Raw genomic sequence first — 21,528 nt, forward strand, 5'->3', positions numbered from 1 at the left:
GCTCGGCGTTTATGCAAGGCGAATGGTTCGGACCTCCATTCCCTTCTTCCCCTGCCCTGCCTGAAACTGGACCTTCTGCCCCTGCTCCAGAACGCTGAGCCCGGAGCGCGCTAGAGCGGTCGCGTGAACGAAGACGTCGTTCTCACCGCTCTCGGGTGCGATGAAGCCGAAGCCCTTTTCGGGATTGTACCATTTTACCATGCCTTCGCTTTCCGACTGCTCGGCGCCCTTGACGGCGGAGTTTCCGGTTTCGCGCTCGTGAACGGCGGCGCTTGAGTTGTGCTCGCCGATGTCTAGTACTTTGACGACCTGACGGCCTCGCGAACCGTCTTCCACCGCAACCTTCAGATGGGTTCCTGCCGAAAGATCGTGGCCCCCGGCCGCCTCCAACACACGAATGTGCAAATAGGCTTCGGTGCCGTCCGACAGCTTGACGAACCCAAATCCCTTGTCGGCGTTGAACCACAGCACGTTGGCGTCGACGGGGTCGGATGTTTCACGTAACGAGGCCTGAAAGTAGCTCGGCTCCTGAGCCTGGTCCGAATTTGCACCAAGGTCATTGCCGTGACGCTTTCCGCGCCGCTCGCGATGATCCTTGTACTTTCCCATGTTCGCCTCGGCTCATATCGAGAGCACACTGCATCCTGCCGCAAGATAAATTTCGATCGACGGGCGTAACTCTGTCAAATGACGATTTGCTCAAAGGGATCGCGACGCACCGAGATAAGCGACCATCTTGAACAACGCGCGATGCGTCGACACGGAATTGCGGACGTCCTCCAAGGTGGCCCGCTTTTTGGCGCGACCGTTGAGCAGGTAGCGACCCGCGCCTTGAAGCCCGGTGCCCCTCAACTCATATCTTCGACTGGCATGTGCATGCTTGGCGAGAACAGCCGGAGGATGAGATGAACGACGAGCTTTTCGACAGTCCTGTTTTCGTAAAGGGCGGCAGTTTCACGATTGACGAAATTGCCTCCCTTCGTGACGCCATCGATTTCCTGGAAGAGTGGCCAGTCGAACTGCAGAACCTTCCCTACGAAACGATTCTGCGTGCCTGATACTCCGCCTTGGATGGAAGCCACCCGCTGAGTTCCGCGCGTGACAATTTCGCAAAATGGGCAAAGGCCGCGAATATCCTCGAGGACCTTCCATCCGTTCCGGCGTGGATGACAGGACCGCGGTCTGGTCCTGGCGGCGTTCTGGCCTGAGACGGTGGGTCGACATCTACCCTGCCTTCCTATCCGGAGAGGACGCATTCGCCTTAAACGCAGCCATGAGCATGGGTCCGACAGAAAACTGACCTGCCCTCGCCTTCTCGGTTAGCGCCCGCAAATAGCCGCCCGCCGAATTGATGTGCTGGGCCCGTTGCAGGATGCAGGCAATCACGATCGCCGCGACCTCTGGCCCCATGACGTGGCAGGCGTCCTCGTAGGCCGACGGCGAAACGCCGAGATAGCCTCTCACCTGGGCGGCGGTCGCCATCAGATCGCGCCAGTTGGCAATTCCCGCCGCGGCATAATCGACAATATCGGGGCAAGCTTTCAGTACAAGTCCTAGTTGATACGTCTTTGGCGTCTCCTGCGGTCGTGGTTTTGGCTCAGCGGTCGCCCCGGCTTTTTCAAAAGCAGGTTCAAATTCAAAATAGGAGTCGGGGTTTGAATCAGATTGCTGCCGCTCATTTTGAGACTCATTGGCGCTCGGATTCGTAATATTTATGAACTTATTCAATGCGATATCGACTTCATCGCGGATCGCATCAAGCTCCGCCATGAGCGGTTCGAGTTCACTGATGGTCGCTTTGCGAGGAAGCCGATCTACAACGGTCCTGAACCGTCCCCAGAGGGCTTGCCAGGCGCCCGGTGCGCCCTCTTCGATCGCTGCGTCGATCAGCTTGGTAATGTCGCGACGCTGCAGCGTGATACGCTCGCGCATGAGCTTCAGCGCACGGACGTCGGCACGGACGTGCTCGGCCGCCGCGCGGAACTCCTCGGCGCGGGCCAACAAAGGCGCCAGGGAGAAGCCAAAGGCGTCCTCCAACTCCCCTCCCCTGCCCTTGCGGGCATATCGCTTGCCGTTGGGGCTGTCCCTGCGCAGGATGATGCCATACTGTAACAGAGCGGCCAGATGCCGGCGCAGCGTGGCGTTTGCCATGCCATGCGAGCGCAGCGACAGTTGCCTGTTCGACGGGAAGACGATCAGCCCGTTTTCTTCCGACAGTTCATCGTCCGGGTGGCACGACAGCAAGCCGGCCAGGACGGCCAGTGAGCGATCGCCTACTCCTACGATGCTCTTTCCCTCGCAAAGATCGCGATAGACCTGCCATTTGTCGATCGCTTTGCCTTCCGGAATCTCCTTGGCTCCGATCTGCGCTGCCATGAGGGCAAGCGACATCGGCCGGCTCCCGAAGGGAGTCGTTGCAATTTCCCTCTCCATTTTCCTTCACCTTCAATCAGGCAAAAGAAATCTGCTCGCCAAATCGACGCCGAGACTCTTGACAGTGATTCGCGGAAATGTGACTCTCTGATTGTCTAGATCTGAGAAGGGCTTCCGCAGCGGTGACGTTCGGGGGCCTTTTTCTTTTGCGGTTTTCAAACTCCTGTTGATGTTTTTTCCGACTCCCGGAAGGCCTCGTAGAGGTCATCGAGTCGCTGTGCGATGTAGGTTGCGAAGCTCGGGCCGTCCTTGGCTTCGTAGGTCACAACCGCCTTCTTCGCGGTCGCCTTCACGGTGACGCTAACTAACTTGTCTTTAGGGGCCCAGTACGTGGGATCACGGGTTGGCGTTGAATCCTGCGAGCTGGTGTCCCTGAGTGCCTCAAGGATGGCTTCAAACCGCTCTGGGCTCGTCAGCTTTTTGAAGTTTGCTGTTGCGACAGCTTGCTTCCAAACTACGTCACCGGCTGCTGCAAGCTGCGCTGCGAGGGCGTCCCACCGTGGCCGCCCGACACCAGGAGCTGAACCAATCGCCTCGATCAGTTCTACTGGCAGCTTCCGTGCGAGCGCAATCATTTCTGATAGCACGCCTTTCGAGCTGGTCCCGAAAGTGGACATAATGACGGCGCGCGACATCCCTAGCTCTTCAAGGCGAAACGCAAACAGTGCTTTCTCGATAAAGCTAAGATCCTTTCGCTCTAGGTTCTCGTTGCCCTGTGCAATTACCAGTTCATCGTCCGTCAACTCTCGTACGAAAGCCTTGACCCTCCCGCCAAGATGACGAAGAGCGGCGACTCGACGATGCCCAAATGCAAGTTGATAGCGGCCGCTTTTCTCGCGGTGAGGGCGGACTAGAACAGGCAGGATCTGCCCGTTTTCGTGAATGCTTTGGACGAGAGCGTCGAAGTCTTCCCCTGAGAAATCATCAAGACGATCCTTCACGAAAGATGAATCGATGTCTGATGGGTCGATATCGACGATTGTTTCGCCGCGTGCCATCGCTTTGCGCAATTCATTGGCTTCCTGCGTGAAGCCAGATATCGCTTCGTTCATGCTCTGGAGGGCTCCAGAGGAAACTTGTGGTCGAGGCCTAGGTGGCGAGTTCTCAGATGAGAACTCAGAGGTGATTGGCGTGAGGTATTCCTTAAGGGCGTCGCGTCTCTTTATCATTTGCGTCCCCACGTCTGTGACACCAACGCTTCGATTTCACTGTTGAGAGCATCCAGTGCCTCGATGGCGCGGTCGTAGGTTTGACGATGGAAGTTCTCGCGGCCCACTTCATAGAGCGTCTGCTTCGTGATCCCCGCATCTGAAATGGCTGCAGATTTGACCATCGCGTTGGTCAATACTCGATCTCCGAACAGACCCTTGAGCAAACCTGCAATTTGGGATTGCGAACCGTCGTTAGGCTCGTACCGTGTCAGCACATAGCGAAAGAAGTCATAGCCTGCATTGCCCCCTGCCCTTTCAACCACGTCGAACAATCCCGCCGTCATGTGCAGGAACTGCGACATGGATGCCACATCCAACATCTGCGGATGGATAGTCACCAGTACCGAGGTGGCCGCGCAGAGGGCTGACAGTGTCAGATAGCCTAGCGATGGCGGGCAATCGAGAACGACAATGTCGTAATCGCCTTGGACCGAGGTAAGCGAAGTAGCTACTCGCGTGAAGAACATTTTGTCCGCAGAGCGCGACTTCTCCGTCAAAGCGCGCGGGGTCTCGTGCTCAAATTCTTGAAGCTCGAGATTGCCTGGAACGATATCGAGACCGGTGAAGTAAGTCTTGCGTACAATGTCCCGGAGCGGTCGTTGCTGCTCGTCGTAGCGGATCGCCCCATAAATTGTTTCGTTAGCCTCTAAATCGAATTCTGGCTGGATCCCGAACAGTGCAGATAACGAAGCCTGGGGGTCGAGATCAACAGCCAAGACCCGATACCCTCGAAGCGCAAAAAACTGCGCTAGGTGCGCACTGGTCGTGGTCTTCCCAGATCCGCCCTTGAAGTTCGTTACTGCGAGCACCTGCAACTTATCACCATTCGCGCGCCTCGGGACATATCCCTTCTTGTTCTTCCCTAGATGATCGCGGATGTCGTGAATTTGCTTGAGCGAGTAGAGCCGACGGCCTGCTGCGTTCTTCTCCGCCTCAGGGATAACTCCGTCGAGGACGAGCGTTCGCAAATAGGCATCGCTGATGCCGATTAGTTTAGCCGCCTCGCCGGCCATGAATTTTCGCAGTTCTTTCTCGGCCGACGGCGGGAAGGCCCGTGCGCGCAGTTGCTGGAGCTGGGCGCTTAGGATATCTGCGTCGCCCTCGATCAGTCGCGTGAGCGATTTCGGAGCAGAACCGCGGGTAGCTTCTACAGTGATGCTCTCAGGCATAAAAAACGCTCGATACGGTCTTTTCGGAATTTGAGCGTAAGATGCCGTGAGTCTCAGGGGGCGTCAATGAATTAAGGGTTAACGAGGGGTTAACGCTGATGGCGCTTATTGTATCTAGCCAGGCAGCGTATCCAAGTTCTCAGCTGAGAACACGCAATGCTGGGAAATCGATAGCGGAGGGTGGTCGACTTCGAGTTCGCGCCGCACAGCCCGCGTGCACTTGCCCAATTTCACCCTATCGCGGAAACCGTCTTTGAATTGGCCGCAACCACTGAACTAATGAATCAGGCGGAGGCAGACATTGGGGTTGGGCCGCATCGTAGAGACTACGGCGATCTCCGTTGCAATCCAGCGCAACTATGATTGCACGCGGCCTAGTTAAGGATCCCTCATGCGATTGCTGCATGTCCCGGGGGGCGGAATCACTGGGTGCAGTCAGGGATTGAGGAACAATAGCGGATCGAGCCCGCTGATGGTCAGGCGTCGGTCGCAGTTTCAGAAGATGTACCGATTGTCCGCCCAGTCGAGCAGGACGCCAGCGTCGCGGTCGGGCAGCCGCACGCGGCCAGCGCGCAGCCCTGCCGCGACGGCCTCGCCGATGTCCGAATCGACCCAATGGCCGTGGGTCATTAGAAAAAACCAAGCGAAGGGCAGGCCGGCCCCGGCGTCTAGCGCCTCGATGCGCTCCATAACGCGGTGGATGGAAGCACCGTCTTCGCTGAGCAACCTTTCGGCAGGCATCTTGAGCGGCCGCGGGATGAAACTGAGCTTTCGTCGGCTCTGGTCGTGATATCCGTGACGTCGAAGGCCCAATGCTCGAAAATCCGCTGCGCGGAAGCGTTGGACCGCTCCCAGTCCTGGAACATTCGGACCTCGCGCGGGACAAAATCGAACCATTCCGGATTGAGATCCAGGAACGGTGTCTCCTTCACATAATCGCGCCCCACCTCGCGGATGGCTCTGTCCTCCAGTTCCGGACGACGAGCTTCGCGCTCCTCGCGTTCCAGGCGCTGTCGTGTGGCCAGAAAACTGCGCATATGGACAAGCCCGCTGCGACGTTGCAGCCGGTACACCGGGCCATCAAGCACCGGCGCATCCATCACCGGATCGCGCTTGACCCACGACGGATCGAGGAGATCGTCGGCGCTCCAGGGGCGGTAGCCTGGATCGACGACCGGCCCGGCCAACACCTCGATCTCACGGCCGAGCGAGAGCTGGACGAAGTCGGCGACGCCTGGTCCGGTAGGGGCGAAAGCGAACACCGCGGCGCCGCGCCATTCGGCAAAACGAAGCCCACTGTCGCGATACCGGTTCCAAAAGGCCGTAAGATTGCCGTCGTGGGCGACAAGTTCGCGCTCGACCCATTCACGATGATCGCCGAGCCGGGCGCCGTCAGCCGCCAAGACCGTTCGGGCTTCGCGCCAGTAGAAATCGTCAACCACGGCCGTCGAGAACGCGAAGCCGGGGAATGCGGCCGAAAGGGCAGGGGCGAGATCCGAGTCGGCCGAGGCTGGGTCCAGGCCGGCGAGCACGGCTTCCACCGTGGCGGCGTCGGGCAGACGGATCGGGGTTTCGGACATGTTCGGAGTTCCCGTCCGAGTAGAGGCTACGCGGCATGGCACTGGCGGTGATCAGTGCGATTCTGTCGGACTTGCTGCGCGAGATCAATCGCCATTGATCACAGATACATTGTCGATAGCAACGTTATCAGCCTTCCCGACGGCGACGGCGGCCGCAACTTGTGTCAGGAGCCCGAAAAGATTACTTTATGGTCACAATGAGCAAGCATTTGGCATCCGTCCTGACGACCGTGAACGCGCCCTACAGCATGCAGCTGGACGACGCGGCGCTTGCGCAGTGCCTTGCGGACCTTGATCTCGCTAAACAGCATCCGGGACATGTCAGCACCTTCCTTGGTGAGGTTTCCCCGGCGCTACAGATGGAGTTCGCAGCCCTGCACCATATCCCGGCCCCCGACCTGAAAGCGTTTGCCGTTGCGTTCTCGGCCTGGTCCGGCGAGAGCTATCCCCTCGCTGCGTGATGCCCGGACAGGATGGCCGGCGTCCTTCGGAATGGCGACGGCTTTTTCGTATCGCCGTCCGCCTGCTTGATCAGCTTCGAGAGAATGCTGGCGGCTACGATGTCGAATGGTCGTTTGGTGGTGGCACGGCGTTGATGATCCAGATTGGTCATCGTCAAAGCCATGACGTCGATATCTTCTTGGATGACCCACAATTGCTCGGCTTCATTGATCCATCCAGAAGTCGCCTGCATTTTGATGTGGCGCCATCGGACTACCAAGGTGATGGGCTTCGGTTTCTGAAATTCGCTTTCGAGGGTGTGGGAGAGATCGACTTTATCGTTGCCGGACCGCTGACAGAAAAACCCGTCCACACGTGAAGTGGAGGGCAGGGCGGTGCGCCTCGAGACCGTCCCTGAGATCATCGCTAAGAAGGTTTACTACCGCGGGTCGGATGCCACGCCGCGCGATATCTTCGACATCGCTGCCGCAGCGCGGTCTCAATTGGAACCCGTAGTCATTGCTCTTCAAGCTTTTCCAGAGCAGGTTTCAAAAACCAGGGAGCGGCTGAAGAAGCTGAATCCGGAGTTTGTCGACCTTGCCGTCGCGCAGCTGATGATCATGCCTGCCTACGAAGCGTCAGCGACCGGTTGTCTGGATGCAGCGCTGGCTGTGCTTGATGAGGTGTTGTCTTCGACTAAGCGGCCTTGATCCCCTGTCATCGACGAGCGGGGAGGCGAGGGGGCCTTTCTAAAGCCCCGACGCCTTCGTGAGGTTGACCCGGAACCGGTCACGTCGGCGCTGGTACTTTCGCGTCATCTCGGCGCTCGCATGGCCAAGCTGCTTCTGAACATAGCGTTCGTCGACCTCCGCCGAAGACGCGAGGCCCGACCGTAAGGAGTGTCCGGCAAACAGCTTGCCGCGCTGGCCTTCGGGCAGATCGCCGCGGACGCCGGCGGCGAGTGCGGTCCGCTTGACGAGGCGCGCGACCTCCTGGTCGTTGAGCCGATCGGCGCCAACGGCCTTTCCCTGACCCGTCACACGGCGGAACAGGGGGCCGTGGACGATCCGCGCGAATTTCAGCCAAGTCTGGAGCGCCACGACAGGGCAGGTCGCATCGGATGAGCCGCGCCCGACTTCGACTTCGCGCCAGCCGGTCTTGCCGCGCAGCGTCAGCAACATGCCTTTGTTGAGGATTTCGATCCAGCCGGACGAATCCTCTGTCTGATCCCGGCCGACGTCGAGGCCGACGACCTCGGAGCGGCGCAGGCCGCCGGCGAAGCCGAGCAGCAGCATGGCACGATCGCGCAGCCCGCGCAGGGTGCCGCGGTCGAGCGTCTCAAGCATGGCAATCAGATCTTCAGGCAGCACCGCTTCCTTCTGCCGGGGCGGGGCGGCGTGCTTGTTGCGAATGCCGGCCATCACGGTGGCGATATGCCGGTCCTTGCGATCCAGCGTTAGCCCACGCTGGGAATAGTTCCAGGAGATCGAGGACAGCCGGCGCTCGATGGTGGAAACGGAGTTTGGTTTCTTGTCGCCGGTTGCGGTCCCGGAGGCGCAGGCGGTAATGTAGAGGCCGACGGTTTGCGGGTCCGGTGGCAACGGTTCAACCCCTTGCCGGCGGCACCAGCTCGAAAAATGCTTCCAGTCGGATGCATAGGCGCGACGCGTATTGGCGGAACTCGCCGCCTCGACATAACCACGCGCCCGATCGGCGAGAGCGTCGAGATGCGCCGGCAGGCGCGCGATCGGGACGGCCGGAAGGGGAGGGGAGGGTGCCTGGGCTTCGGCCAGCGGCTCCTCCGGCGCCCGGCCCATCTCCATGACGAGATCGACAATGTCAGGCAATTCGTCGGTTGCGCCCTGGGCCGCCGCAGTCTCGGCCGACACCGGCGGGGCGGAAACATCATCCGCTGCCCCCGTGGTGTGGGACGGTCCGGAGGGTCGCACGAGGCGATTTTCCGGCTTCTGCTCGACGTTTTGGGCCATTATCTTCTATAAAGAACAAAACGAACGATAATGCAACATTATCGGTCATTATTGAATCGCGACAGGTGCGGCGGTTTGAGTGCGAAATGATTGCCAAAAGCGCCGCCGCGATTCATCCTGCGGGCGATGATTCTTCGTCCCAAATCCACTCCGCGCTACCATGCCTCGGTCCTTGGCGCAGGTACGGCCATGCCGATGACGACCGTGCCAGCCTGGCTTCGCCGCGCCGTCGCCGATGGCCAAAGCGTTACGGGCAAAGACGTTGAGGATGTGGCACTCGTTGCGGGCGTTGCCATCGGCGCACTCGACACGGTGGTCCGCCGGCAGGAGCGGTGGGCCGGCGCCTGGCGGCAACGTCTGGCCCTTTCGTCGGCCGCGGTGACGGCAAAGCAGGCGGGGCGCGTCGAGGATGAAGCGGCGCTGCGCGATGCCGTGCTGCTGACGCGACCGGGCGACGATGTCGGCCCTGCAGGCCGCATGTTCTTGGTCTGGCACCGGCTGGCAGGCGGGCACTCAGAGGATCTGGTGACCGAGCGAAACCTCGCTGGGGTGCTGGAGGAATTTGGCCATATCGCCGAAGATGCGTCGGTTAGCGACCTAGCTGACGAGCTTCGCCAGCTGGCTGCCAGTGACGGTACGGTGGAAATGATGATCGGCGCCGTCGCGAGCGCTGAGCGTCGCGGCTATGGGTGCGCCCTTGGAGCCTGGTTCGCCGACGCCCTGCTGGCGCAGCGACTGGGCTGGGCGAATGCCGTGCCGTTGCTGGGTGCGGAGGTGATTGCGGGTATCGGTATCAGGCGTTTGCGCCGATCAGGAATCGACATTGCGGCGGTGAGCATCGAGGATGACGCTGACCGGGCGAAGAGTCTGCTCGCGGCACAGACGCGTGCCGCGTTGCACGCCATCGACCTGTCGGCCGAGCTCGGGCGCAGGGCGGATAAGCTGCTCGCCGTCGCGCCCAAACTCAGAGCCAAGGCGGCGGACGCCGTCGTCGAGAGACTCCTGTCCGACGACGCGATCGTCGGTTCGGAAAAGATCTCGGGCATGAGCGATCGCGGTCTGCGCCGCCTGTTCGATAGGCTGGTTGAGCTCGGCGGGGTGCGTGAACTGTCGGGCCGGCCGACCTTCCGTATTTACGGGTTGTGAAGACGATGGCGGAGACTGCGGCCAGGCGACAAAGGGGGGAGCAGGGAGGCGAAAGCCTCTTTGATCGGGAGTTGGATCACCTGCCGCCGGAGGCGCGCTGGCGCGAATGGATGAACCGGGTCGAAGCGACAATCTTCGCTGCCAGCGAGCCGGTCGGCCGAGAAACGCTGGCGCGGATCGTTGGCAAAAGCTGTAGTATCGACCTTCTCATCGACGATATCCGTGAAGAGCTGCGCGGCCGGCCCTACGACCTGGTGTCCGTAGCCGGCGGCTGGAAGCATCTCACCCGGCCGGCCTATGCCGATGCCATCCGTGCGGCCGTTGGCGGCAAAGAACGCGCAGATGATCTAACGCAGTCCGAGGTGCTGGTGCTGATGTGCATCGCCTATTTTCAGCCGATCACCCGCGCCGAACTGTCGTCGTTTTTTGGGAAAGAGATCTCTCGGGACCTGATCGGCCATCTGCGCGGCGCCGGCCTGATCGCCTCGGGTCCGCGGAGCCCAACGCCCGGCGCGCCCTACACCTACGTCACGACGAAGGAATTCCTGCTGGGGTTCGGGCTCGACACGCTGCGCGACCTGCCGGATTTCGAGGCACTCGAAGATGCCGGGCTGCTGAGCAAGGAAAGACTATTAGCAGGCGATATCCTATTCGCGGCAGAAGCAACTTCGCTCAACGATGGCGATATTGTGTGACCCGCAGCAAATCGATGAAAGTGCGGCCTCCTGGGATTGGCTCGGGGTATCGAACTCAAGGCGATGAACACGCATCAAAATTTTGACCGTTGGCGACGGCATCGTCGTATTGGATCTGTAGATCCGTCACTTCCTTTTTGTAGTCGTCGATATTGGTTGCATGATCTACGTCATTATCTTTCGCTCCATCCAAATCCTGTTGCGCCGACCCAAAATCGTTGCATCCGACATCGAGAGCTGCGCGAACTAAAAGGGCGTCAGAAATCTTTTCCTTTTTCCACGCTTCGCTATCCCCCTTATTCCATCCAACGACGGTAATTTTGAGAGTCGGATCCCGAAGGTCGCCAATCAGTTCGTCAGGAACTTCCTTTAGTGGAGAGGCGAACAAGCTTACCGAATTGAGACGAATTTGAGCCCGGTCGGTCTGCGCCTGTAGGCTGGCGTTCTGTGCCGTCAACGCCCCTGTCCAAATCTGGAGTGCGCCCCCTGCAAGAGCAACTACCAAGGCGGCAATAGCACCAGCGACTTTCAAAATCTCTAGCCCATTTCTGTACCAAGGCCTCTTTAACTGCTCCCATTCAGTCTTTGTCTTGGCAAGCTGTGCCCTTGCGAGCTCAACTTGAAGCCCCTCCATTTCGGAAGGGACTATGGCGGGTTCAGATGTCAAGGAGCCTGCTCTATTCGGCTGCTTAGTGTTTCTGATCTTTTTTCCGCTCATGCCCGTCTCCGTCTCCTGAACCGCCCCGGGTTTGCCGAAGGCTCCAACTCCTGAGAAGGTGGAGCCATCATGAGCAAGACGACGAACAGGTTTTCCGCGGAAGTACGCCAGCGCGCCGTGCGGCTGGTGCTGGATCACGAACATGAACACCCCTCTCGCTGGGCGGCGATCCTGTCGATCGCGTCCAAGATCGGCTGCACGGGGCAGACGCTGAATGAGTGGGTTAAGAAGGTCGAGGTCGATGCCGGCAAGAGGGCAGGTGTGCCGGCCGATATGGCCGCGAAGCTGAAGGCTTTGGAGCGGGAGAACCGGGAGCTTCGGCAGGCCAACGAGATCCTGCGCAAGGCGAGCGCTTATTTTGCGCAGGCGGAGCTCGACCGCCCATTCAAACGATGATCGCGTTCATCGATGGTCACCGCGAGGTCTATGGGGTCGAGCCGATCTGCAAGGTGCTGCCGATCGCCCCGTCGACCTACCACGACATGTCGCCAAGCGCGCCGATCCGGAGAAGCTGTCGGCCCGGGTCAAGCGGGAGCTCAAACCGGAGATCGAGCGTGTCTTCGCCGACAACTTCGAGGTCTATGGCGCGCGCAAGGTCTGGCGTCAGATGCAGCGCGAAGGCCTCAGTGTCGCACGTTGCACAGTCGAGCGCCTGATGGCTGATCTCGGCCTGCAAGGCGTCATCCGCGGCAAGCCCGTCCGAACCACAGTGCAGGACAAGGCCGCCCCATGTCCGCGCGACCATGTGAACCGGGTCTTCCATGCCCCGGCGCCGAACCGGCTCTGGCTGTCGGACTTCACTTATGTCAGCACCTAGTCGGGCTTCGTCTACGTCGCGTTCGTCATCGATGCCTATGCCCGTCGCATAGTCGGCTGGCGAGTAAGCCGGACCGCCCATGCGAGCTTCGTCCTTGATGCTCTCGAACAGGCCCTGCACGAACGGCGGCCCGTCCATCGTGGTGGCCTCGTGCATCACTCCGACAGGGGCTCTCAAGGCGGATTCAAGCGGTCGTCGCAACACCGATTGTCTTCCCTCATGGCAGCAACTCGTCAAGCGCCTCTGCCGGCGTTTTCCAGCCCAGGGTCTTTCTCGGTCGGGCATTAAGGGCCGCGGCCACGGCGGCGATCTCGTCGGCGCTATGCACGCTCAGGTCGGTGCCTTTCGGGAAGTACTGACGCAGCAGCCCATTGGTATTCTCGTTGGTGCCACGCTGCCATGGGCTTTGCGGATCGCAGAAGTAGACTTGGACACCCGCGTCGATCTTAAGACGATCGTTTTGAGCCATTTCGGCTCCCTGATCCCAGGTTAGCGAACGACGCAGCTCTTCGGGCAAAGTGATGATGGTGCGCGTAATCGCATCGCGCACGGCCTCAGCTCCGTGTCCCGCGAGAGCAGGACCATTCTTCATCCGCGGAGCTTCGCCATGACCCGCAAGCCGGGGAAGATGCAGCAACATCGTGAAGCGTGTCGTACGCTCAACCAGTGTGCCGATCGCCGAGCTTCCAAGACCAAGGATGAGGTCTCCCTCCCAGTGACCAGGCACGGCGCGATCGGCCGCTTCGGCGGGGCGTTGACTGATCATGATCTCCGGCGAGACAAAGCTCTTGCCTCGCCTGCGTACGCGCGCCCTGGGGACTCGCAGCACGCGTCCCGTTCGCAAGCAGGCCGACAGTTCGCGGCGTAGCGCTCCCCGACCCTGAACGAAGAGGGCTTGATAGATGGCTTCGTGGCTGACGCGCATCGTCTTGTCGTCCGGGAAGTCGATCGGCAAACGTCGGGCAATCTGCTCCGGGCTCCAAGCGCTGGCCCATCGCCGATCCTTTCGCGGGCCATGCCGGCGGCCCTTCCACGCAACGGCGGGACCAGGAACGGCAGCGCCATTCGGGGTTATGACAACGCCGGCCAGTCGCTCCTCCACATAAGTGCGCAAGGTTGTGTTGAGCGCAAGCTTGGTCGGTTTGGGCCGGCGTGCCGATCGCTCGGCGTGCCATTGGGCTGTCGATGCACGATATTCCAGGCCGCCGCTGCGCGTCGCGGCATTGCGTCGTAGCTCACGGGAGATGGTCGAGGCGGATCGGCTAAGTCGGCGTCCGATTTCGCGTCTCGAAAGACCCTGAATGCGAAGAAGTGCGATCTCTTCACGTTCCGCAAACGAGAGGTACCGCCCGGATGGCGGCTTGGTCGAAAATCTGAACATCGCTGGTGCCATGCCGCCCGCCTGTCGGAACAATCTGGTTCCAACAGGCTGCGACATACCAGCCGCCAGCGCAGCATCCTCGCTAGTCATCCCCTGCGCTATCCCCAACCAGAATCGTTGGAGTTCAGATCGCCCCGCTACTGGCGGCCGTCCCGGCGACGGCAACGGCGCTCGTCCAGAACGGTGTGATCGTCGCTTCCGAATGCCCATCGCAACCTCCTTCATTCAGGTGTTGCGACGACCGCTTGAATCCGCCCAATATGTCAGCATCCGCTACACCGAACGACTGGCGGAAGCAGGCATCAAGCCCTCCGTCGGCAGCGTCGGAGACTCCTACGACAACGCTCTCGCCGAGACGATCAACGGCCTCTACAAGGCCGAGGTGATCCATAGGCGCGGACCATGGCGATCCTTCGAGGCCGTCGAGTTCGCCACGCTGAACTGGGTCGACTGGTTCAACAAACGCCGGCTATTGGAACCCATCGGCAACATCCCGCCGGCCGAAGCCGAGAAACGCTACTACGCCATGCTGAAAGAACCGGCCATGGCGGCGTGACTCAAACGAAACGGCCTCCGGCAAACCCGGCGCGGTTCATTCCCGAAGCTTGGTCCAGGCCCGATCAGATGGCAAGTCTGCGCAAACAGCTGTGTCGACGATGTCGGCCATACGGCATTGCTAATTCTGTTTGCCATTTGGCCTGTCATCCCGGCGAAAATGGCATCGACGGAAACCGAGACACAAATGCAACGCGGCCGAGACCTTCTTCGTGTTGTTTGAGATCGTTGCACGCACCATCAATTGATCATCGACGACCAGTAGCGCGTCTTGTCTTACCCCTAAGCAGCTTGCCGTTGGTCCGCTCGGGTGGTCACGGCACGCCACAATATTTGATGATGTAGATGTTGCTGCCGCCGAGGACGTTGACCTTGTACGGGCCCCAGTCTTTTGTGATCTTGTCGGTATAGTCGTAAGGCCAACTGGCTGGGATCGCGCTCGGAGTTTTTGACGGTGTCTTGCCATCGTCCGAATACCAGATGACGAAGTGGCGGCAATCGCCGACGTCGTCGCCGGCCGCGGCCGTTGCGGCGCTTCCGCAACTGTCCCAGGCTTTCTTAATGAATGGCTGCTTGAGTTCATCGTCGGTGGGATATTTCGGCGATGCAACGCCCGAGCCGTTCCGTTTATAGGCAACGCCGGCGATGAAGCGGCGCGCTTCCTGGAGACCCGCGGCGTCGCCGGCCTTGAGGAGTTCGATCGTGCCGCTCTCCGCATAGACGATCGCCTGACAGGTAGGCTGGTCGATGGTTGAGGCGGCGAGGCGCAGATGCGCGAGGCCAATGCTGGGCAGCGCCGAAGGCCGGGATTGCTCTTGACCTATGAAAAATTGCTGCGTCACCGCACCGCCCGCCGTCGCGGCTGGCGCCAGAGGCGCAATCATGGGATGGACCGTCGGGGCGACATCCCCAGGGATGGAATAGCCCGGCTCCGGATCCTTGCGCCGGCCGTCCAGAAACCAGTCAACGGAAAAATTCTTAGACGAGCCGACCATGAAGATGAGCGACAGGAAATAGCCGAAAAATCCGATCGCCAAACCGATCCCGTAGAAGCCGAAGAGGTCTGTCTTCTCTGGAAACAGAGCAAGCACGGCCGCTCCACCGATCGCCGCGATAAGCGTGGTAATGTCGCCAAGCTGGACGTCGCCCTTGCGGTATCGGTTTATGTAGTAAACATACCACCCAATAATGAGCCCAAAGCCAAGGGCCCCCAGATTGACTGCCGACATAGCCACCCTCCGCTAGGTTGATCCTTTGAGTTTCTCGTCAAATGCAAGGCGTGCGAAGGCGCTACTGCTTGCGGCCAAAACATCCGCCAGTGCGCTCGCGGCGCCACCGAAAAGAAAAGCAAAGGCCGCGCTGCCCCCAACCAATGCGACGGCGAAACCCGTCGATTTCAGCGTTTGCCTGCCGATGGTCCTCCACCCCGAGCCGGCCACCATGAAGCACAGCCACCCGTTCACGGCCCCGCTCGCAGCGCTTCCCAGCAATATGGCCGCCTCGGGATTCATGATTTATCGCCTGGCAAGATCATCGACATGCCTTGCTAGTGCCGGAGGATAGGGATTGCAGGCGAGACGCTGATAAGGCGCGCCTGGGCCTCCGCCATTGTCGCAAGGCCATCCGCATTGACCGCGGCGACAGGATCGATTTCCGACGACTGGGAAAACAGCCAGTCGAAGTCGAACAGTGCCGGTGCTGACGGTCGGCGCGAATGCAGCAGGGAGACATCGGCCCAGAATTCCCCGGTGCCGCCCGTCGCCTCGAGCTTCATTACGAGGCCTGGCGTTTGCGCGGTGCTGTCGTGGATGACGAGCGGTTCGCCAATCTTAGCCGCGACATTGACCAGCGAACCATCGGCTCGCAGCAGGGAAAAGGTCACGGTGGGAGGACCGATGTTTCCATCCTTTTTTCCGGCGTCAATGTCCATGACGACACCGAGGGTGACCGGCTTGTTGGTCTCCTCGGGTTTAATGGAGATGGTGTACTCGGCAGGCTTGGTGCCCTGCTCAGTATCGGATTTATAGGGTTGGCCGAGGCTGATCGTCAGATCGCGCAGCGCCGCGAGGTGGGCGTCCGTCCCGACCGGCCGCAGGAAGAAGCGCAGGCTGCGATTCATGACATCGCCAGCCGTTATCGCCTCGGGCGTGTCGAAACCGAATCCTGTGGAAACGAGGTCGAAATAGGCGGAGCGATAGCGCGCCGGCATCGGTAAATCGGTGCTGCAAAGGATCTGAGCGGGCGTCTCGAATTCAATGACGCGCACGGCGCGCTCGGGCGGCTGGAAGAGTGTCTTGGGATCTGCCGTCGTTCCTTCTTTATATCGCCCGTCGTTCCGGACGAGAAAAGGCGCTTTGTCCAGGGCGAGCGCGGTGCGGCAGAAAATCTCCGCGGGACGCCCCATCTCTTTCAGATAGCGGATCGAGAGGAAGGCCAGGTGCCTGTGCGCGTGGAGCGGAAACTGGCTGCGAAGCGTCGAGGCGGCAAGCCATAGCGGCTCCGTCCCCCGGCGCTCGTAAAGGCTCACCTGGTAATGATCAGGTGTCAATGCGCCGACCAAATCCTGAACGTTGACACGGCCCGGCCCAGGCCACGGATGTTTTTTGGAAGCGCCGACGTCAATCATCTCGAAATCGCGGTTGGTCCGTGTCCATTTCAGCATTGTGGACGGGCTGGCGGACGTTTCACGCGCGGTGAGACCGGCCTCGCCGATAAAGATCTCAACGGGCGCCGCCGTTCTGTCCGGGGACGTTTCGCCCTGCGCCAGTGCCGGTGGAGACCATTCCACGCTCGCGAGCGCCAGCGGGGCGTTGTCACGTCCGGTCGCCGTGTCGGCCTGTCTTTCCGCGAACACGGTAGCGCAGTAGCGGCCAGGGGCAACCGGTTGATGGAGAACCGAAACACGGCCGACCTCCGCCTTGATGGCGCGCAGCAATTCGATCCAGGTGTTCGTTCCGCCGACGCCGTCGACGGCGGCGGGCGATACTTTGGCGGCGAATGCCTCGACATTTTGGGGCTCGCTGTCCGCTGTCGGCGTGAACATCAGCAGGTTCTGTGGGACGTTGCCGCCGACACGCATGTTGATGACAATGTCGTGCGTCCAGCGCGTCGGCGAACCGAGGTCGATCCACCAGCAGGCTTCGGCGTCGATCCAACCGGCGCGAACATCCGCGTCTCTGCCGCCCACGATCCAGTATGGATCGAAATAGCGACGCATCGAGACGCCGAGAAAAAGTTCTTCTAGGGGCGGTTCTTTGCCGGCGAGCGATACCGGCCGCAAGTTGATCATGGCATTCGGCAGCGCCGGGGCCGCCGAGTCGGCATTGTCGAAGGTAAGACCCATGGGGCCTTCCGCCACCAGCGCCATGCCGCGCGAAATCTCGGGCTTTATCGCCCGGTAATCGAGATAGGGGGTCGGCCCAGCTTCCTTCCGCGAATCCAGGATCTCAACATGGTTTGCGGCCGCGACGCGTTTGTCGGGCTCGGCCCGTTCGGCGTCAGGCAGGAAGCCATAGCCGAATCCGGTCTTGATCTCGGCGGATATGCGGTCGGCCAGGCCGCCACGCGCAAAAGGCGGCTCCTGCAGGATTGCGGCGACCGGCGGCGCCGGGTTCGCCGTTTCATCGCCGCTCACGGAAGTCGTGAGCGGGATCAGCGCACGCAACTGCGGTGTCGGGAGCAGAGCGCGGGAGAGTTCGGCCAAGACCGCCACCCGCATCGTCCAGTGGCTCGCCCGATTGTGAACGGTGTTCGGCTCGGCGGGAGTCTTTGGGGGCCAAGCGTCGGTTTGGCGCTTGACCGCATCGGTCAGAGCGCCGGCGTAGCGCGAACGCAGCGTGAAGCGGTGGCGGAAGTAGGTGGCCGATGGCGCCTCCCATGGATGCTCCTGAAGCACCGTGGCGGAAGGCAGCGGCAGAAGCCTTTGGGAAACTGCGTTGGCGTCGATGTCCGGCCGATCGAAGAACGCATCCGATTCGAATTGAGCAAGCCGGTCAAGCTTGTCGAGTTGCAGCTGCATGGCTGCAGCGCTGCCGGGCGCGCTTTTGTCCGCTGCATACGTCGCGGGAGCAATGTGGTGATAGATCGGCCGGCCTGTCGGACGCCAGCGCTGTGTCACCGTGTCGATCTCGCCGATCAGCCGCCAGCGGCGACGCTCGTCCTTACTCCATGACGTAGACTCGGCGGCCACCAGGTCATAGCGGCGTGCCCGCTGCAATGGCCGCGCTGCTATCGCTGCCGCTGCCAAGGGCAGCCAAGTCTGGGCCCATGTTTCCGGCTTGCCGATACCGTCCCACATCACCTCGAAACGCAGCGCCGCGGCGGGAAATGCCAACGGCGCTTTGCCATCGAGTTCGACGACGCGTGCCGCATATTGCTTGAGCCCCGGATGGAATACGGATGGATGACCGCCTTGCGGCAGAAAGTCCTCCGCGAGAACCTCCGCATCGAGCATCAGCCGGGCCGACATGCCGCCAGGAATGGTCGCCGTAACCGTCGACCCGTTTGGAGTTGCAGCGATGGACAACGGCTGACCCGCGGACACGTTCAGGGTGCGCCGGAAGCGGCCGTCCAAAGGTTGCAGGACATTCTTCATTAGCAACTTGACGATTTCACTTGGCGGGGTGCCGTCGGCGGGCGGCGTCCAGGCCCATGTGTCGAGGAAGTCGTTGAGTGCTGTTTTCGTTGGGTCCTCGAGCCCTTGATCCAGACGTACATAAGTCGTGCGTGCCGATGGAACGTCCGGCGTCAAGGCATCTGTCGTCGCCAGTTCGAAGCGAATGGCTACAACCGCCAGGTCCGGTAGATTGGCAAGAGCGGCCGCCAGCTTCTCGTCGAGATGGCGCAGATCGTATGCGAGCCGAAGCGCCGTCAGAAATTTGAAGGCTTTATCAGTCTCGTCTTCTAGATCCCGTCCCGGCAGCGCCCGCTTGCTAAGGTCTGCATTGCTCAGCCAGCGCATGAAGTTTGGATAGCCCACGCGCGGCGTCGCAATTGAGAAGTTCCGCGTCACAGGACAAGAGCGCCAGCCTATGCTTTCCGGCGCAAGAAGGAACAACGGCGCGGATACATTATCCGGCTTCTGGCCAGCGGGGTCGGCAAACGCCAGGGACGCGGCCGCGTTGTCCTTTGTTTCGAGGGTCAGGCGAAGCCATCCCAAACCGTCGGAAATGGGAAAATCCTTGCGATCGATTTCTTTATCGTCGACAGACACGACGAGGTCGCAGCGGCCGTCCTGGCGGCGTGCGAGCGCGATCTCGATGCCTATCTCGCCGCCGCCGGCGATGCCGGTCAGGTCGATTTGAACCGAGGCGGTCCCAGTATCCTCGGGGCCAAGCGCGGGCCGGTCAAAATAGGTCAGCGTTAAAGTCGAGGGTTTTCCTCCAAGGCACGCATTGGCAAGCGGCCACGCTGCCTTCTGCCCGTCCGCAGGCAGTTCCATCGTCCCGATGCCATCGCCGCTGCGAAAAATGTCCCGCCGCCCAGGAGTGCTTTTCTCGGCGACCACGACAATGCGTGGATAGTCTTCGGAGAGTGGAGCAACGCCGTCGGGCTGCGGCGTCTTGGCGGTTGGCGCCGTTTCTTCGACAGCGACCTGAGCGATCGCCGTTCGACGCTGATAGTCGCTCCGGCCGACGAACTTTTTGTCCAGGGGTAGATTGTCGAAGTCCGGCCTGGGAAGCCACGGGGAGTCAGCCGCGAACTGCAGCTGTAGCGGCATCGCGCCGGCATTGCTGGTGATGAAGGCGAAACTTTCGAAGGTGCGGCCATAGGCGAGGCGAGGCAGCTTGGCGAAAGGATCGTCCTTTTTCTCGAAGAAATGCGGGTCGTGGCAATAGAAGGGTTTGCGCGGATCGGCCGTTTCATTGCCATTCTCGACCGCGGAGGAGGAATCCACGGATGCCGCGAAGGGGACGCCGTCGTAGTCGATGAACATCGGCCCCCGGCCATCTGAGACGGCCGGCAGCATGGGATGGATGGCATTCTTGAAAGCGACCTCGGGTCCGGGATGGGCGTCGTCTTCGGAGGGCCATTGCCAGGTCAGATCGGTGAGGTTGGCATGCGCCCAGCGGTCCTGCGTGCCATCCAGCCTGCGGATGGCCAAGCCTATGCCGTTAAAGGCTGCTGCGAAGGCATCGATGTGCGACCCGTCGACATGTCCTGCAATTTGGATCGGCAGGGCCTGCGGCGCGCCATCCGGAACAAAGCGGGCTTTGGGGTCAAATAGCAGATCGATGGGTGCAAGGGCCGCCTTATAGGCGTCTTGGAGCTGCTGTCGCAAGAAATCAACGACGCCGTCAGGGTCGGCAAGCAACTCGATCGGTGGCCTGACGAAGGCCAGCAGCATCGGGTCAAAGCATTGCGCGGTCGTTTCGTCGTTTAGGAAACGCCGCTCGTAATAGGCGCCACGCTTGGCTATGCCGGCAAGGTAGCCGGACGGCGACTGGCCAGAAGGTTTGCTGGCGCGCTGGATCGAGTAGGTGAGAAGCGCCTTGACGGCCGTATCGCTGGACGCCTGGCGGACCGCTTCCGCACCATTGAAGGGTCCGTCGAGCAACCCTCGATAGGCGGTCCAGGCATCGCCGATGGCCGTCACCGCCGATGTCCGCTCTTCGGCGGTTGGTGTCCCCGCAAGATTGTCCACGATCAAGCCGGCAAGGGTTTTGCCGCCATGTTCCGTGCTGAGAAGGATAGCCACGATCGCCCGCTCAGCCCCCTTCTCATCGAGCAGCGACTGTTCCAGTTCCGCGACCAGCCGCGCCATTGTCTGGAAGCCGTCGGCGGACATCGTATTGATGTGGCCGAGCGCCTCGTCTGAGATCTTCCGGGCATCCTCCTTTGGCTGCCCGCTCGCCGTCATAAACGTCGTATAGGCCGCAAGCATGGCCGACAGGAATTGGCGGTCTGTGTTGACCGTAGCAGGCTTAGCGGGGACATCGGGCAAATCGAAAATGGACTGCAGGACAGAGGCAAGCGCACCGGCGTCCGGGGCGCCTGCGATCAATGGACAATGCTTGCGCAGGATCGTGCGGATCGCCGCGCAGATCTTGACCGGATCGGTGTCGGTGGAACTGAAAAATGAACCGCGACCCTCGCTAGCCAGCCCGTCGAATTGAACGCGGATAGCCGTCACCAACGGGGCGAGCAACGGACCTTCGCCTTCGGCGTCGAAAGTCAGTTGCAGGTCGTGACCCTTCTTGGCGAAATCCGGGTCGAGAACCGGCTTGAGCAGCGCCGTCAGCGGTGCATCGAGCGCGGCGAGCAGGCGCGAAACCGCGAACCACATAAGGTGGTCCCAATAGAAAACTACTTTTGGAATTGGCGGAATGCCTGGAGGGGGTCGAATTCCAAGAAATGTGGCGAACTGGTCCTCGTCCTCGTGCCTTCGCGGCGAA

At 60.8% G+C, this 21,528-nt stretch carries 18 protein-coding genes, 2 pseudogenes and 1 other annotated feature; of the genes and pseudogenes, 8 read left to right on the top strand and 12 right to left on the bottom strand.

Annotated elements, in window-relative coordinates:
* Positions 1-9: 9 nt before the first annotated feature.
* Positions 10-609 (bottom strand): cold-shock protein, encoded by a 600-nt coding sequence (locus tag ABMA59_RS26125; RefSeq protein WP_349008314.1) that lies wholly within the window; start codon positions 607-609, stop codon positions 10-12.
* Between the two features lie 296 nt (positions 610-905).
* Here ABMA59_RS26125 and ABMA59_RS26130 point away from each other — a divergent pair, with 296 nt between their 5' ends.
* Positions 906-1,058 carry a hypothetical protein gene (locus ABMA59_RS26130; protein WP_349008315.1) on the top strand — a complete coding sequence of 51 codons (153 nt, stop codon included), beginning with the start codon at positions 906-908 and terminating at the stop codon, positions 1,056-1,058.
* Positions 1,059-1,224: 166 nt separating this feature from the next.
* Here ABMA59_RS26130 and repC read toward each other — a convergent pair whose 3' ends face one another.
* The 5 genes from repC to ABMA59_RS26155 all read right to left on the bottom strand — a co-directional run bounded on the left by repC (position 1,225) and on the right by ABMA59_RS26155 (position 6,393).
* Positions 1,225-2,433 (bottom strand): plasmid replication protein RepC, encoded by a 1,209-nt coding sequence (gene repC / locus ABMA59_RS26135; RefSeq protein WP_349008316.1) that lies wholly within the window; start codon positions 2,431-2,433, stop codon positions 1,225-1,227.
* 155 nt (positions 2,434-2,588) lie between these two features.
* On the bottom strand, positions 2,589-3,602 hold the full coding sequence (repB, locus tag ABMA59_RS26140) for a plasmid partitioning protein RepB (protein ID WP_349008317.1): 1,014 nt from the start codon (positions 3,600-3,602) through the stop codon (positions 2,589-2,591).
* Entirely contained in the window at positions 3,599-4,813 is a 1,215-nt protein-coding gene (gene repA, locus ABMA59_RS26145; RefSeq protein ID WP_349008318.1) for a plasmid partitioning protein RepA, read from the bottom strand. Before repA ends, repB begins: the two co-directional genes overlap by 4 nt.
* A 495-nt stretch (positions 4,814-5,308) precedes the next feature.
* Positions 5,309-5,443 carry a hypothetical protein gene (locus tag ABMA59_RS26150; RefSeq protein ID WP_349008319.1) on the bottom strand — a complete coding sequence of 45 codons (135 nt, stop codon included), beginning with the start codon at positions 5,441-5,443 and terminating at the stop codon, positions 5,309-5,311.
* Between the two features lie 38 nt (positions 5,444-5,481).
* Positions 5,482-6,393 carry a hypothetical protein gene (locus ABMA59_RS26155; protein ID WP_349008320.1) on the bottom strand — a complete coding sequence of 304 codons (912 nt, stop codon included), beginning with the start codon at positions 6,391-6,393 and terminating at the stop codon, positions 5,482-5,484.
* Positions 6,394-6,602: 209 nt separating this feature from the next.
* Between ABMA59_RS26155 and ABMA59_RS26160 the strand changes: the two genes are divergently transcribed.
* Genes ABMA59_RS26160 through ABMA59_RS26170 form a run of 3 tightly spaced genes read left to right on the top strand, consistent with a single transcriptional unit; the run spans position 6,603 to position 7,544 of the window.
* Positions 6,603-6,854 carry a hypothetical protein gene (locus ABMA59_RS26160; protein ID WP_349008321.1) on the top strand — a complete coding sequence of 84 codons (252 nt, stop codon included), beginning with the start codon at positions 6,603-6,605 and terminating at the stop codon, positions 6,852-6,854.
* The gene (locus tag ABMA59_RS26165) at positions 6,854-7,213 is read left to right on the top strand and encodes a nucleotidyl transferase AbiEii/AbiGii toxin family protein (protein WP_349008322.1); all 360 of its coding nucleotides are present in this window, start codon (positions 6,854-6,856) and stop codon (positions 7,211-7,213) included. Before ABMA59_RS26160 ends, ABMA59_RS26165 begins: the two co-directional genes overlap by 1 nt.
* A 16-nt stretch (positions 7,214-7,229) precedes the next feature.
* Entirely contained in the window at positions 7,230-7,544 is a 315-nt protein-coding gene (locus ABMA59_RS26170; protein ID WP_349008323.1) for a hypothetical protein, read from the top strand.
* Positions 7,545-7,583: 39 nt separating this feature from the next.
* Here the strand turns inward: ABMA59_RS26170 and ABMA59_RS26175 are convergent, their stop codons facing one another.
* Positions 7,584-8,822 (bottom strand): site-specific integrase, encoded by a 1,239-nt coding sequence (locus ABMA59_RS26175; protein WP_349008324.1) that lies wholly within the window; start codon positions 8,820-8,822, stop codon positions 7,584-7,586.
* Between the two features lie 195 nt (positions 8,823-9,017).
* Here ABMA59_RS26175 and ABMA59_RS26180 point away from each other — a divergent pair, with 195 nt between their 5' ends.
* Entirely contained in the window at positions 9,018-9,968 is a 951-nt protein-coding gene (locus tag ABMA59_RS26180; RefSeq protein ID WP_349008374.1) for a DUF1403 family protein, read from the top strand.
* Positions 9,969-9,973: 5 nt separating this feature from the next.
* The gene (gene scpB, locus ABMA59_RS26185; RefSeq protein ID WP_349008325.1) at positions 9,974-10,663 is read left to right on the top strand and encodes an SMC-Scp complex subunit ScpB; all 690 of its coding nucleotides are present in this window, start codon (positions 9,974-9,976) and stop codon (positions 10,661-10,663) included.
* Between the two features lie 55 nt (positions 10,664-10,718).
* Here scpB and ABMA59_RS26190 read toward each other — a convergent pair whose 3' ends face one another.
* Positions 10,719-11,381, bottom strand: a complete 663-nt coding sequence (locus tag ABMA59_RS26190; RefSeq protein WP_349008326.1) for a hypothetical protein — start codon at positions 11,379-11,381, stop codon at positions 10,719-10,721.
* Positions 11,382-11,450: 69 nt separating this feature from the next.
* Here ABMA59_RS26190 and ABMA59_RS26195 point away from each other — a divergent pair.
* Positions 11,451-12,375, top strand: a pseudogene (locus ABMA59_RS26195) (IS3 family transposase); the annotation flags it as partial.
* Positions 11,732-11,848: a sequence feature (AL1L pseudoknot), on the top strand. It overlaps the preceding pseudogene by 117 nt.
* Positions 12,376-12,415: 40 nt before the next feature.
* Here the strand turns inward: ABMA59_RS26195 and ABMA59_RS26200 are convergent.
* Complete coding sequence (locus ABMA59_RS26200) at positions 12,416-13,789, bottom strand: IS30 family transposase (protein ID WP_349008327.1); 1,374 nt, start codon at positions 13,787-13,789, stop codon at positions 12,416-12,418.
* A gap of 43 nt (positions 13,790-13,832) precedes the next feature.
* On the opposite strand from ABMA59_RS26200, the pseudogene ABMA59_RS26205 reads away from it, so the two are divergent.
* Positions 13,833-14,135, top strand: a pseudogene (locus ABMA59_RS26205) (integrase core domain-containing protein); the annotation flags it as partial.
* 313 nt (positions 14,136-14,448) lie between these two features.
* Here the strand turns inward: ABMA59_RS26205 and ABMA59_RS26210 are convergent.
* The 3 genes from ABMA59_RS26210 to ABMA59_RS26220 are packed head-to-tail and all read right to left on the bottom strand — an operon-like array spanning position 14,449 to position 21,281.
* Positions 14,449-15,363, bottom strand: coding sequence for a hypothetical protein (locus ABMA59_RS26210; RefSeq protein ID WP_349008328.1), 915 nt, complete (start codon positions 15,361-15,363; stop codon positions 14,449-14,451).
* Positions 15,364-15,375: 12 nt separating this feature from the next.
* Positions 15,376-15,645, bottom strand: coding sequence for a hypothetical protein (locus ABMA59_RS26215; protein WP_349008329.1), 270 nt, complete (start codon positions 15,643-15,645; stop codon positions 15,376-15,378).
* 35 nt (positions 15,646-15,680) lie between these two features.
* On the bottom strand, positions 15,681-21,281 hold the full coding sequence (locus ABMA59_RS26220) for a hypothetical protein (protein WP_349008330.1): 5,601 nt from the start codon (positions 21,279-21,281) through the stop codon (positions 15,681-15,683).
* Between the last annotated feature and the right edge of the window lie 247 nt (positions 21,282-21,528).

This window comes from Mesorhizobium yinganensis (genome assembly GCF_040081985.1).
Lineage (GTDB): Bacteria > Pseudomonadota > Alphaproteobacteria > Rhizobiales > Rhizobiaceae > Kumtagia > Kumtagia yinganensis.

Bases quoted from the DNA above. Each gene is read 5' to 3' on its own strand.
- repC (WP_349008316.1), bottom strand. From the start codon at position 2,433: ATGGAGAGGGAAATTGCAACGACTCCCTTCGGGAGCCGGCCGATGTCG.
- ABMA59_RS26165 (WP_349008322.1), top strand. From the start codon at position 6,854: ATGCCCGGACAGGATGGCCGGCGTCCTTCGGAATGGCGACGGCTTTTT.
- repB (WP_349008317.1), bottom strand. From the start codon at position 3,602: ATGATAAAGAGACGCGACGCCCTTAAGGAATACCTCACGCCAATCACC.
- ABMA59_RS26200 (WP_349008327.1), bottom strand. From the start codon at position 13,789: ATGGGCATTCGGAAGCGACGATCACACCGTTCTGGACGAGCGCCGTTG.
- repA (WP_349008318.1), bottom strand. From the start codon at position 4,813: ATGCCTGAGAGCATCACTGTAGAAGCTACCCGCGGTTCTGCTCCGAAA.
- ABMA59_RS26125 (WP_349008314.1), bottom strand. From the start codon at position 609: ATGGGAAAGTACAAGGATCATCGCGAGCGGCGCGGAAAGCGTCACGGC.
- scpB (WP_349008325.1), top strand. From the start codon at position 9,974: ATGGCGGAGACTGCGGCCAGGCGACAAAGGGGGGAGCAGGGAGGCGAA.
- ABMA59_RS26175 (WP_349008324.1), bottom strand. From the start codon at position 8,822: ATGGCCCAAAACGTCGAGCAGAAGCCGGAAAATCGCCTCGTGCGACCC.
- ABMA59_RS26180 (WP_349008374.1), top strand. From the start codon at position 9,018: ATGACGACCGTGCCAGCCTGGCTTCGCCGCGCCGTCGCCGATGGCCAA.
- ABMA59_RS26130 (WP_349008315.1), top strand. From the start codon at position 906: ATGAACGACGAGCTTTTCGACAGTCCTGTTTTCGTAAAGGGCGGCAGT.
- ABMA59_RS26190 (WP_349008326.1), bottom strand. From the start codon at position 11,381: ATGAGCGGAAAAAAGATCAGAAACACTAAGCAGCCGAATAGAGCAGGC.
- ABMA59_RS26210 (WP_349008328.1), bottom strand. From the start codon at position 15,363: ATGTCGGCAGTCAATCTGGGGGCCCTTGGCTTTGGGCTCATTATTGGG.
- ABMA59_RS26155 (WP_349008320.1), bottom strand. From the start codon at position 6,393: ATGTCCGAAACCCCGATCCGTCTGCCCGACGCCGCCACGGTGGAAGCC.
- ABMA59_RS26215 (WP_349008329.1), bottom strand. From the start codon at position 15,645: ATGAATCCCGAGGCGGCCATATTGCTGGGAAGCGCTGCGAGCGGGGCC.
- ABMA59_RS26150 (WP_349008319.1), bottom strand. From the start codon at position 5,443: ATGACCCACGGCCATTGGGTCGATTCGGACATCGGCGAGGCCGTCGCG.